We start from the raw sequence: 12,506 nt of genomic DNA, 5'->3' as shown, positions 1-12,506 counted from the left end.
CTCGATTCAGTCAGGCAACAATTGCAACTTGCAAACGATTGGCCGGTGATCCGATGCGAGCGTTTCTTCGATAACGCGTGTTTCGATCACCCGCCAACGAGGCGGTGGATATGCCAAAACAAAGTCAATCTGTCGCTTAGGATTGACGACCGGGATGGTGGGAAGCGGGCGATCAACCGTTGGCTTCCAAACGTGATGCAAACGTTGCAACGTATCGCTGCCAAGGACGTCATTCAGGTCGCCCATCAAGATCGCCGGTGACTGATCGGTCAAAACCATTTTATTGATAGCCGTCGCCGACTGGCGTCGTTCAGTGCCGTCGCGTCGATGGTCAAAATGCGTCGCGAACAACCGCAGTGTTCCGCGTGATTCTGGCAATTCAATCTCGCCCACCAAGACGCCACGTTGCTCCCCCGCACCAACGCTTTGAAGTAGCTCGTTTCGGTGCCCCTTAATTGGTAGTTTCGAGAGCACCGCATTTCCATAGCTTCCCCCTTGCAGTTCAATGTTGGCGCCAAAGACAAACTGCATCCGTGTCATCAATGCGATCTCATTGGCTTGATCGACATCCAGGGTTCGCGTCGTCTTGTTGTCAACTTCCTGCAAAGCGACCAAGTCAGGCCTGACATTTGCAATCACGTTGGCGATCCGCTGTAAATCCAATTTGCCATCAACACCTTCGCAATGATGGATGTTGTAGCTGAGCACTGTAAGTTGAATCGGTTTACTGAGTTGAATCGGCTCAATGGCACCGACAGGTTGGTCGGTAATCGACCAAATAAACAGGAGCACAGTGATCAAGCGATGCATGACGACGGAAAGCCTACGAAATACAGATTTGATGTAGAAACAATGGAATGATTTGACTTTGATAGTTTCCAAAAGATGCCATCGGTCAGCAGCCAACTGTCGTTCGCCGCTTTACCAAAATGTCCAGGCAGTGACGACGAGTGACATCCCGTGGCAGTGCAAAGCCCGACCGGCGGTGTAATCGTCAAAATACCGAGATCCCAAATTTTCATGCGGGTTCAATCGAGCTGTTTCGCGATTAATTTGATGGCTGGTCTATACACGGAAATCGGTACTAACAACTGTGTAAACGAAGTCGCACGTGCTTCGTCCCATCTTTTCATACCGGAACGAATGTCGAACTCAGTTAACCTGATCAATCGAAAGCAAGCTCATGAGCCTCAGCGGTCCTCACGCGCGGACCGTCATCAGCGTGGACAGATGCGCAAGAGGAAACGTGACATCATCCTATTCGTTTTTCTGAACCTGTTGGCGATCCTTGCCGTCATCGGTTTTATGATGGCGTATCGTCATGTGGCCAATACCCATTCACCGGTGGACTCCGGTGTGATTTTCGGCGATTCCTGAATATCGAATTGACGACGCGCCTGCTTTGAGGAACGTCAATCGGTTTCGTCGGCAACAGATGCGAAGCGAGCTTATCGCCCAGCGAGTTCGCTCGCACGTCGAACACGTGAAATGCCGATCATGAAAGCCGCATCACGAAGCGAAATATTGCGTTCATGAGCCGTTTGCCAAACGTTCTCGAAAGCATCTGAAAGCGTGCGGTCGAGTTCCTGACGAACGCGATCCAAACTCCAGCGGTAGTGCTGGCGGTTCTGTACCCACTCGAAATAGCTAACAGTGACTCCACCGGCGTTTGCCAGGATGTCGGGCAAAATCATGATCCCCCGTTCATTCAGGATCACATCGGCGTCAGGATCGATCGGGCCGTTTGCGGCTTCGATGATCGCCTTGGCAGAAATCTGATTCGCGTTCTCTTCGGTGATCACACCACCGAGTGCAGCCGGAATCAAAATATCGACATCGCTGAGCGTCAACAGCGCGTTGATCGGCAGGACTTCACAGCGGTCGTAGCCTTCGAGCAAGCCTTGTGGATGTTCGAGTTTGTGATGGAAGACCGAACCTATATCAAGTCCGTCCTTGCAGTAGTACGTCCCGGAGATATCGCTGACCGCGATGATTGGGAACTGTGCTTCGCAAAGGAACTTTGCCGCATGTGATCCGACGTTCCCAAATCCTTGGATTGCCACTCGCGATTGTTCTGGTTTCATCCCCAGGCGTTTGGCAGTCTTCACGGTTAATGATCCGACACCACGTCCCGTCGCTTCTTCACGTCCCTTGGCGCCGTACTCTTCGACGGGCTTTCCGGTGATCACGGCTGGGTTGAAGCCATGGTATTTTTCCCATTGGTTTCGGAACCAAGCCATCACGCGATGATCCGTTCCCATATCGGGAGCCGGGATATCCGTATCCGGACCGACGATATCATGAATTTGATCAACGAACGCGCGGGTGAGTCGTTCTTTCTCACGCAGAGACAGCGTCCGTGGGTCGACACCGATGCCACCCTTGGCGCCACCATAGGGCAAATTCACCACGGCAGTTTTCCAAGTCATCAAACTTGCCAAGGAACGAGTCTCGTCCAAGTCGACTTCGTGATGATAGCGCAGTCCGCCTTTCATCGGACCTCGGCTCTTGTCGTGTTGGACACGGAAACCGACGAAGTTTGCCAAGCTGCCGTCGTCACGTTCGATACTGACTTGGACTTGAACCTCGCGCTGTGGCATCAACATGGCTTCTCGGACAGCGCTATCGATATCCAAATGATCGGCAGCCCGATGAAAGAAGCGTCGCGTCGCATCAAAGGCTTTCATTTCGCGGTCCCTTCTCTAGTTGTTTTAGCAAGTGAAAGATGGTTGGGTAATGCAATACAGGATTGTTCGAGGGCTAGCCCGGTCTGGTTCATCTTATCAACCCACGCCGCTTACAGGTCTTTTTCGCTTTAAGACCACAAGTCTTGACTACGCAGCTCGCTGTCGAAAAGTCGAACTTGATCGTTCTTTGTGATAAACCTCGATCACACGTTGCTTGATGTCGATTTCCGGAGGCAGATATTGGACAAGTTTTCCGTCGCGGGTGTATTCATTGATCATCGAGCGCAACCGACGTTTCTCGACATGATTTCGAATTGTCGATCGCAACCGTCCTGCTGGGCTCGTTGCAAATGCGTGGATCGTTGTGAGCTTTAAACCGCATTCCGGCAAATCATAACCGGTGTACTGTTCCGTTTCGGTGGCGACACGATCAATGACTTTCGCGATCGAAACCCACGATAGCGTGATCAGTTCGGCCAGCGTATCGAGTGACACTGTATCGAGACTTTGTTTTGGTCGTCGAATGCCGTTTTCAAATTGGTAGCGATCGGTCAAGTGAGCCGCATAAGTCGATGCGTGATTTGCTGTATGCAGCATCAACGATCCTAGCCAGAAGGCATGCTGTGGAAGCGTGACATCCACTTGTATCTGGTGTCGATGGATGTGTTTAACGATCTTGCCGTAGCAACGATCAACACTCCATTCCAAAGGACGATGAATCAGGGCCTCGCGTTGGCTGCTAATCGTATGCAATGGCTGGATGACATCGCTGACATAATGGCCTAAAACGCCCGCAGCATGGGCGGCATCGGAAAACTCTTCCCGCCGAAGATGTTTTTTCAGCCGATGGTACCATTGATGAGCGACACGAACCGCGCCGCCCCAACTGCCATCATGAATGTGCAGCACATGATTGTGGTAGTCTCGAAATCGTTCATCCGGATCGACCGCACCCTGCAGGTATCGCGGGTAGTACCTTAGCAACCAGCTTCGCAGACGTTTACCGGCATCGGTTTCGACATGCGACAGCGCATCGATGGCAAACCGATGATGGTTGGACCTGCAATGGTTGCGTCGAAGGATACGACAAAGCTGATCCATCGGTCTGTTTTAACGTCTCGGGATTGGTCGAATCCAGTCAGCTTGCCATCACCCGGCGTGAGGCATTCCGTCATGCGATGAGGTTCGAATCACTGGACGAAGTCGGGGACGCATCGTGGTTTCCGCTTCAGCCGTATCGACGCGTCGCAGATGCACATCCATTTGTGGGAACGGAATTCCGATTCCTGCGCGGTCGAGTCGCCGTTTAATTTCACCGGTCAATGATTCCTGCAATTTCCAGAAATCGCCACTGGCTACCCACATCCGCACTTTCCATTCGACGGAGCTGGATCCCAAGTTTGCCAATACGACCTTGGTACCGCGGCTTTCGCCATGAATGGTATCGCTTGCGAACAGATCGACCGCTTCTTGTAAGGTTTGCCGCGTCGCATCAATGTCAGCTTTGTAGTCCACACCCACGAGAACTTCGATCCGGCGGTGAGGGTGAAAACTGATGTTCTCGATCGTGCTTCCACTGATCGAACTGTTGGGGATGATCAAGCGACGATTGTCCGGCGTATCCAGTGTCGTGGTAAACAAGTCGATCTCGTTTACCTTTCCCGTCGTACCCGCAATGTTGACGACGTCGCCGACTTTGAACGGCCGGAACACAATCATCAAGACGCCTGAAGCGAAATTGCTAAGCGTTCCCTGAAAGGCCAAGCCGATCGCAAAGCCAGTCGCAGCTAGAACAGCTGTCAGACCACCCAGTTCGAATCCGAGGTTACTGGCGACGAAAGTGATCAGCCCAATCATGGTGCTGTAGAAAATCGCGTTGCCGACAAAGCGACCGAGTGTTTCGTCAACGCGTTTGCAGATCGGCGAACTGATGATCCGTGACAAGTAACGGGCGACGAAGTAACCGCAAAAAATCGCGATCAATCCCACAACCGCATAGAACACGTTCTCTACCAATTCTGGTGTGATCCACGTCGACGCACCAGGCAGAACATTGTCCATCCATTCATCGATGGGAGTTCCGACTGCATTTGTTTGAGCTTCTTCGCCTGCTTGTGCCAACAGCATTGTCGTTCCTACTTGATCATCGAGACACAATTCCGTGCCTTGGAGATATAGGAAAACTGGACGCGCGACGTAAAGGCTGTTTTGGCCATCAGAGAGGCATGCTTGGGCGAAACTTTAGATCTTCTCGGAAAAATCGTGGAAAAACACTCCGAAAGTGGTGCTATTGGATCCTCAACGAACATTTCAACGGTTCGTGTGTCAACGACGACGACACTGATGCGATGCAGACAGGTACGCTGCAAGCTGGTGCTCTGCAGATTGGAAACAACTCAGTAAACTTGCGATCCAGGCATCAGCATGTGCCAGTTATCAATCAAAAAGGAAAATCGATGAGTCAGTCTGAACACTTGATCGGCAACATGATCGCGGCATCCGGCATTTTGGCGATGGGATACGCCGACCGGTTATTGAAGGATGTTTCCGCCGACCAATTCGCTCGTTTTGCGTCGACCGGTGGCACCCAGGTCGAATCCAATCACCCCTGCTTCATTCTCGGGCATCTGAGTCTGTACCCCGGTCGTGTTGTAACCCAGCTTGGCGCTGACGCATCGTCAATTGAGCCAACTGAATCGTTCATGAAGTGCTTTAGCAAAGATGCGACCTGCGTTGACGACCCGGACGGTTCGATCTATCCGGCGATGGACGAAGTCGTTGAAGCGTTCCGCAAATCCCACACGCTTGCAATCGAGACACTGCAGTCTGCATCAAACGAAGCATTCGATGCTCCCAATCCGAATGAAGCGATGCAGGCCAAGTTCCCCACGATCGCTTCGATGCACGGTTTCTATATGGGCGGCCACCTGATGATCCACATGGGTCAGTTCAGCGCATGGCGTCGAATCAACGGCCTGGGCTCTGCTTAAAATTGCCACGCCAGCGGACAACTTTTTAAGCCGAGAACTTTTCCAAAAGAAACTCGCCGCCTCTGATGAAAGACATCAACCAGATCAGCCAGTACAACCGCGAAGCCTGGGACACACTCGTTGCCCGTGGTGATCGCTGGACCATTCCGGTGACTTCCGAAGTGATCGCCGCTGCGCGTTCTGGCGAGTGGAATATTGTCCTAACCCCTCAACTACCCGTTCCGAAACATTGGTTCCCGGAACTGTCGGGAACCGATGTGTTGGGGTTAGCCAGCGGCGGCGGACAGCAGGCCCCAATCCTGGCCGCGGCCGGGGCGAACGTCACCGTCCTGGATAATTCTCCCGGTCAATTGGAACAAGATCAGGTCGTTGCGCGACGTGATGGCTTGACCATTCGATCGGTCCTTGGCGACATGCGAGATTTAAGCTGTTTCGAATCGAATTGCTTCGATCTTGTCTTCAATCCCTGCTCGGTCGCATTCATCCCCAACATTCAACCGGTCCTGGACGAAGCTTTTCGTGTCCTTCGTCCTGGCGGGCGATTGATGTGTGGATTTATCAATGCGGTTCGTTACCTGTTCGATGAAGACGAACTGGAGAAAGGAAACCTCGTCATCACACATGCTTTGCCCTATGCCGACCACACGCACCTCAGTGATGAAGCACAGAACAAGCTTCGGCAAAACAAAGAACCGTTCATGTTCAGCCACTCGTTGGAAGACACGATTGGTGGACTGTTGAAAGCCGGATTTGCGCTAACAGAGATCTACGAAGACCGTGGCGATCGAGATCGCCTATCTGAGTTCTGCCCTACCTTTTTCGCCACCTTGGCAACCAAACCCAACTGATCAACAAAGGGCTACTCCGGTTTACCGTAGCCCTTTAGAAACATCTTGACCGTCTGGTTGATAAACGTCGTCCGCTTGACCGCGATCGATTTCTTTTCCACGCAAAAGATTGCTGGCCAAAAACCGTAGGACATCAACATGCCGACAAACTGATCGGCCGCCAGTTCGGGATGTGGAACTTCCAGTTGTTTGTCGCGATGTGCGGCTGTCATCCAATCGGCCAACATCGAATTAATCCGATCGGAGTGCTCCGAAATGATGACGCTGTATTCCGGTTCAATCGTCAATCGCGAAAGGACCACCCGAGCCAAGTCGCGATAGCTTTCATCGGCTATCACGCCCAAAATTTCGTTGGCGATGGCTTTGAGCTGCTTCGGCAAAGGTTGATCGGATTGATAGGCAAACCGTTGAAGCACATCGGTCCGCTGCATCATCTCGCGGACCATCGCTTCGAACATTTGTTCTTTGCTGCCGAAGTGGTTGTAGACCGTTCTTTTGGACGCGCCTGCTGCATCGGCGATCCGATCCATACTCGTGTTATCGTATCCATAGGTACGAAACTCGGAGACGGCTGCTGCCAAAATATCGGCCCGTTTGCGATCTGAATGCTTCATCAATTGTCGTCGAATGTCTGAACCCAATCCCGGGTGGCACCTACCCCGTCATCGAAAGGTAGGACACTTCATAATTTACACTGATGGGTTTACTTTGAAATTGTCGAAAAGTACACTCACCAGTGTAATCCTTCCAAGATGCCCGGGTATCGTTGCTTATCAGCTTATTGATTTGACAAGCTGCGCGGCGATAGCGGATGCAAAAATTGATGTGATGAAGAATTGCGCTTCGAATGAGTCCTTTTTGGATCGAAACCTATGTTTGAACCAGCAATGCAGCCGACCGGAACCACCCTGTCAAATCGAATTCCGATTCTTGGCGGTTTAATCCTGTCCGCTTTGGCCGGATGCATGATGACCGGTTGCTCCAAAAGGGCACCTGATATTCCGCCGAAAGCCCCTCGACCGGTAACGGTCATGAAGCTTCAACGAGTGATCCCCGAAAAATCATTTTCGGTTTCGGGTTCGGTGACATCTTGGAAAACCGAACAGATTGGGTTCGAAGTTGGTGGCCGGGTGATGTGGGTCTTGGAGCCAGGAAAAAACATCGACGGTCGCACCCTTGATGCGGACGGCAATGTGATCCAGGAAGGAACGCCGCTGGCAGCGATCGATCCGGCCCAATATGAAGTCGCGGTGGATTCCGCCCAGGCGTCTTTGGAAGCGGCGCAATTGGATGCCCAGGTGATCGCGCAGCGGATCAGTGATTCAATCCCCGCCGACATCCGGTCCTCTCAAGCCGATTTGAAGCTTGCCAAGTCAGACTACGAACGGATGCAGCAACTTCGAAATTCGAACGCTGCTTCACAGTCAGAATATGAGGACGCACAGAATCGACTTTCGACCGAACAAGCCAGGCTTGATCGGTTGGAATCATCCAAGGCACAAGCAGAAGTCGAACTGAAAGCAGCCGAAGCTCGTGTTAAAGCCGCCAAACAAACGCTTCGCAATGCTCAGCGTGATTTGGACAACACTGTTCTTTATGCGTCTTACCCGGGACAGATTTCAGAGGTCCAAGTTGTCCCCGGAAGTGTCGTTTCGGCCGGCTCGCCCGTGCTGACACTTCAAATGATCAATCCCATCAAGGTCGCTATCGAAGTTTCTGCCGAACAGTCACGTGATCTTGAGCGACGTCGTCAGCTTTCTGTTTCGTTTGTGATGCCCGATGGAAGTCCGGCCGAACGTAATGCGATGGTTTACAGCGTTTCGCCGAGCGCTGACCCTTCGACGCGAACGTTTTCCGTGTCGCTATTGATTATGAATGAACAGTATCGATCACCATTGTCGGAGATACCTGGCGGTGAATCGTTCGCGCGAACCGAAGACATCTGGCCGCTGAAATTGAACAAGATCATCGGGGCACCGGAAAGCATTCTGGTTATCGAAGAAAACTCCATCGAAAGTGACGACCAAGGCGACTATGTCTGGGTCGCCACGAATGCTCGCTATGGACAACGATTAAAAGAAGTCACGACGGTTGAAAAACACTATGTGACGGTACTCAACGCCAGGATTCCGTTCTTGGGAAACTGGATCTTTCGACCGGTCCTATTCCAATCATCGGTGAACGATCAATCGCTAGCGATCGACCGTGAATCGCTGATCATTGGTGCTTTGGAATACCCGATGAATGATCGATCCAAATGGGATGGCAAATCGGTGGTGGTCGATGGAGGTGCCCATTGGATGTTGCGACCTGGTGACTTGGTTAACGCCAGTCTTGCTGACGGACAACCCAATGAAGGCTACTACGTTCCTGTCGAGGCGATCTATGAAGAATCCGGTCGCACTTATGTGTTCATGGTCGAGGACGATCATGTGAAACAAAGCGAGATCCGGACGGAACTTCCCAACCATTTGAACGCCGGATCACTCATTCAAATTCATCCGCTTGCCGGCGACGACTTTCCTCAAGGGTGTCAAATCGTCGTCAAAGGCGTTCACTTTTTGATGGATGGTGAATCGATCAATGTGATCACGAGTGAACTGCCCAGCGAAGAAATGCCTGTCCATACCGTCGAAACTGATAGCGAGGATTCGGCACAATGAACCTTCCAGCATTAGCGGTTCGCTATCGCCCGATCGTCTTTTCCGCCACGCTGCTGTTGATGGCCTGGGGAGCGATCACGTATTTCACCATCCCACGACGCGAAGATCCCGAGTTCACGATTCGCGTCTGTGTGGTTTCGACGCAGTGGCCAGGCGCACCGGCTGAAAAGGTCGAAGAACTGATCACTGACAAAATTGAACAGCAAGTCATCAGTATCGAAGAAGTCGACCACATCCGATCAACCACACAGACAGGTCAATCGATTGTATTTGTCGAGCTAGATGATCGTGTTCCTCCCGCAGAAATCCAAGCGGTTTGGGACAAGGTTCGCACTCGGGTCGAAACGATTCAAATGCCAGAGGAATCGATCAAACCTTATGTGAACGACGAATTCGGGGACACATCGGTTCTTGTGCTCGCGATTCATCAAGTCGCTTCACGTGGTCGCGATACCGTGCGGCCGGAAGACGAGTACAGTTTGCGTGAACTGGAACGATTTGCCGAAGACATCCAGGACGAATTGCGTTTACTGCCGGGCATCGCGAAAGTCGAAATGTTTGGTGTCCGCGATGAAGCCATTTTCATCGAAACGGATTTGGCAAACTGGTCACAACTGAACCTGACCACACAACAACTTGAAAGGCTGGCAAGTGACCGCAACATCATTCAGCCGGGAGGTGAAATCGACACTCCCGGAGGCCACTTTTCCGTCAAGCCTGCGGGCGAATTCAATGCGATCAACGAGATCAACCAGATCGCGAGCGTCGTAAAAACCGAAGAGGGAGGCAACAGTGTTTACCTGACGGATCTGGGTTTGTCGGTCCGCCGAGCCTACGAAGACCCGGCAAACTATTACTGCCGTTTCGGTGATACAAAGCAGACATCGCCCGCAGTCACGCTGGGCATCACGATGAAATCAGGATCGAACATCATCGAGATCTGCGACGCCGTGAAGCAACGAACCCACGAACTTTCAGAGATCGAAAAGAGGCTTCCTCCGGACATCGCGGTAACCCCGGTCAGTGATCAATCCGAAAACGTGGCGGCCAAAATCGGCGAAGTCGTCTTGAACGTGATCGAAGCTGTGTTGATTGTTGTCGTCGTGGTCTTCTTGGTCGTCGGCTTTCGAACTTCGTTTGTCATGGCAGCCAACATTCCGATCGTGGTATTGATGTCGATCGGCTTTATTTCTTTGTTTGGCGTTCAGCTGGAACAAATCTCGTTAGCCGCACTGATCATTTCGCTGGGGCTGTTGGTTGATAACGCGGTACAGGTCTGCGATCAAGCTCGCACGAATCAAATCGCAGGCATGGATCCCTTTCCCGCCGCGATCGAAGGAGCCAACACGCTTGCCATTCCGATGTTGGTCGGGACACTAACGACGATGGCAGCGTTTGTCCCGATGCTGATTTCGTTGGAAGGGGGAGGCAAAGAGTACGTTTACAGTTTGCCGGTAACCGTATCGACAACACTTGCACTTAGCTGGGTGTTGGCGATGTCGCTTTGCGTCATCCTTGCCGGGCTCTTCATACGCACGCCTAAAGTCGACCAACCCGCATCCCCAGTCGTACGGCTAGCGATGCGACTGGCATCGATGTTTCGTAAACGTAAGCCGTCCGTACCTGACAAATCTCGGCAAGACGAGCCATTTTTGTTTCGGATCTATCAATTCAGCGGCATGCTGGCACTTCGCTTCAAATGGATCACGCTACTAGGTACGTTAGCGCTATTGGTCTTCATCATGTCGCTGCCGGTCAGTTCGGAGTTTTTCCCGGATGCGAATCGTGATCAATTCGCCGTCAAAATCCATCTCCCCGAAACGGCAACGATCGAACAAACCGACGAGATTGCTCGGCAAGTCGAATTCGTCATCCAGCAGCTGAGCCCTGTTCGTGAGGGAGAGGTTTCCTTTAACGGAAAGCAAGAGAGACTGCGCGCGATGAGAACGCTCGTCGGTGGCGGCGGTTCACGTTGGCACTTGGCTTGGGCGCCGGAACCTCCATCGAGGAACTTTGCAGAGATTCTGGTTCGGACCACTGACGGGCGATTCACATCGGACTTTGCCCATCGATTGCGCGTCGTCTGTGAACGTGGCGATGCGGACCTTGGAATTGATCCTGTCGTCGGTGCGAGAATCGTCCCGGTCAAATTGGCACTTGGACCTCCCGCCGATCCACTGGTCTTTCGCGTGACCGGTAGCGGATTTGCCGACCCTGCGATACTACGACAGGCCGCGAATCGACTGAAACGGATCGTCAACAAGCAGCCTGAAACCTGGAACGTCCATGATTCCTGGGGTGTCGATGGTTATCAGATCCTGGTGAATGTTAACGAAGACCGTGCAACCTTGGCTGGTGTGACCAATGCTCAAGTCGCCAAGACGTTGAACTCGTATTATTCCGGTTTACAACTGACGACGTTCCGCGAAGACGACCACTTGGTACCGATCTATTTTAAGCTTCGTCCGCAAGAGACACGTTCGATTCGCGAATTGCAGGAGTCGTTTGTCGAAGGCGATAACGGCAAGATACCACTGTCGTCACTTGCGGGTTTTAAGTTCTCTTGGGAGCCAGCAAGGATCGAACGACGTGACATGAACCGGGTGATCAAAGTTTCCGCCCAGATGGAACCGGGCGTTACCGGCAATGATGTTGTGAACCGCGTTTTGCAGCTGGATGAATTCAAACGCTTGGAAGCATCTTTGCCGGTCGGATTCCATATCGAAACCGGCGGATCCTATGAAGAAAGCCAAGACGCGGGAGGTCAAATGATGATGTCGTTTGCGATTTCGTTCTTGCTGATCGTGATGTGCTTGATTGTTCAATACAACGGCTGGTCAAAGCCTTTGATCATCTTGGCAACATTGCCGATGGCACTTGCGGGTGCTTGGTTGGGATTGTTCTTATCCGGCAATTCATTGGGTTTCATGCCGCAGCTCGGTATTCTGGCATTGTTCGGAATTGTCTTGAACACGGCGATCATCTTTATCGAATTCGCAGACATTTTGATTTCTGAACGAGTCGAATCCTCGGACGGCAGTGGGCCGATCTCTGGAATCGATCGTGATAGTTTTCGTCGTTGCCTTTTGGAGGCGGGAAAGCAACGGATGCTACCGATCTTCTTGACGACCGCAACGACGGTTGGCGGTCTGCTCCCGCTGGCACTCAGCGGCGGTCCGCTTTGGGCCGGGTTGGCGTGGTGCATGATTGCGGGACTGATGCTAACGACCGTCCTAACCCTGTATTTAATTCCGGCGTTCTACGCCATCTTGGTCGAGACATTTGGTGTCAAGCCGATCCATCGATCGACTTAATATG

The 12,506-nt window shown here is 52.2% G+C and carries 10 protein-coding genes; 5 read left to right on the top strand and 5 right to left on the bottom strand.

The genetic code is table 11. The features are described 5' to 3' along the window. Window positions 1-6: 6 nt before the first annotated feature. Window positions 7-882 (bottom strand): endonuclease/exonuclease/phosphatase family protein, encoded by an 876-nt coding sequence (locus LOC67_RS09980; RefSeq protein ID WP_230262450.1) that lies wholly within the window; start codon window positions 880-882, stop codon window positions 7-9. A 261-nt stretch (window positions 883-1,143) separates the two neighbouring features. On the opposite strand from LOC67_RS09980, the gene LOC67_RS09975 reads away from it, so the two are divergent. Further along, on the top strand, window positions 1,144-1,377 hold the full coding sequence (locus tag LOC67_RS09975) for a hypothetical protein (RefSeq protein WP_230262449.1): 234 nt from the start codon (window positions 1,144-1,146) through the stop codon (window positions 1,375-1,377). A gap of 71 nt (window positions 1,378-1,448) precedes the next feature. Here LOC67_RS09975 and LOC67_RS09970 read toward each other — a convergent pair whose 3' ends face one another. The 3 genes from LOC67_RS09970 to LOC67_RS09960 all read right to left on the bottom strand — a co-directional run bounded on the left by LOC67_RS09970 (window position 1,449) and on the right by LOC67_RS09960 (window position 4,814). Beyond that, a complete protein-coding gene (locus LOC67_RS09970) occupies window positions 1,449-2,687 on the bottom strand; it encodes a Glu/Leu/Phe/Val family dehydrogenase (protein WP_230262448.1) in 1,239 nt (412 codons plus the stop codon). A gap of 147 nt (window positions 2,688-2,834) precedes the next feature. Then, window positions 2,835-3,788, bottom strand: coding sequence for a hypothetical protein (locus LOC67_RS09965; protein ID WP_230262447.1), 954 nt, complete (start codon window positions 3,786-3,788; stop codon window positions 2,835-2,837). A 48-nt stretch (window positions 3,789-3,836) separates the two neighbouring features. Next, complete coding sequence (locus LOC67_RS09960; protein ID WP_230262446.1) at window positions 3,837-4,814, bottom strand: mechanosensitive ion channel family protein; 978 nt, start codon at window positions 4,812-4,814, stop codon at window positions 3,837-3,839. Between the two features lie 329 nt (window positions 4,815-5,143). On the opposite strand from LOC67_RS09960, the gene LOC67_RS09955 reads away from it, so the two are divergent. Next, the gene (locus LOC67_RS09955) at window positions 5,144-5,677 is read left to right on the top strand and encodes a DinB family protein (protein WP_230262445.1); all 534 of its coding nucleotides are present in this window, start codon (window positions 5,144-5,146) and stop codon (window positions 5,675-5,677) included. A gap of 65 nt (window positions 5,678-5,742) precedes the next feature. After that, window positions 5,743-6,525, top strand: coding sequence for a class I SAM-dependent methyltransferase (locus LOC67_RS09950; protein WP_230262444.1), 783 nt, complete (start codon window positions 5,743-5,745; stop codon window positions 6,523-6,525). A gap of 11 nt (window positions 6,526-6,536) precedes the next feature. Here the strand turns inward: LOC67_RS09950 and LOC67_RS09945 are convergent, their stop codons facing one another. Continuing rightward, entirely contained in the window at window positions 6,537-7,139 is a 603-nt protein-coding gene (locus LOC67_RS09945; RefSeq protein WP_230262443.1) for a TetR/AcrR family transcriptional regulator, read from the bottom strand. Between the two features lie 258 nt (window positions 7,140-7,397). Here LOC67_RS09945 and LOC67_RS09940 point away from each other — a divergent pair, with 258 nt between their 5' ends. After that, window positions 7,398-9,188: an efflux RND transporter periplasmic adaptor subunit gene (locus LOC67_RS09940; RefSeq protein WP_230262442.1), complete on the top strand. Its 1,791-nt coding sequence runs from the start codon at window positions 7,398-7,400 to the stop codon at window positions 9,186-9,188. After that, window positions 9,185-12,502, top strand: coding sequence for an efflux RND transporter permease subunit (locus LOC67_RS09935; protein ID WP_230262441.1), 3,318 nt, complete (start codon window positions 9,185-9,187; stop codon window positions 12,500-12,502). The genes LOC67_RS09940 and LOC67_RS09935 overlap by 4 nt, the downstream gene beginning before the upstream one ends. Window positions 12,503-12,506: the final 4 nt, after the last annotated feature.

The sequence above is a fragment of the Stieleria sp. JC731 genome (genome assembly GCF_020966635.1).
Lineage (GTDB): Bacteria > Planctomycetota > Planctomycetia > Pirellulales > Pirellulaceae > Stieleria.
This window is presented reverse-complemented; position numbering and strand designations above follow the sequence as displayed.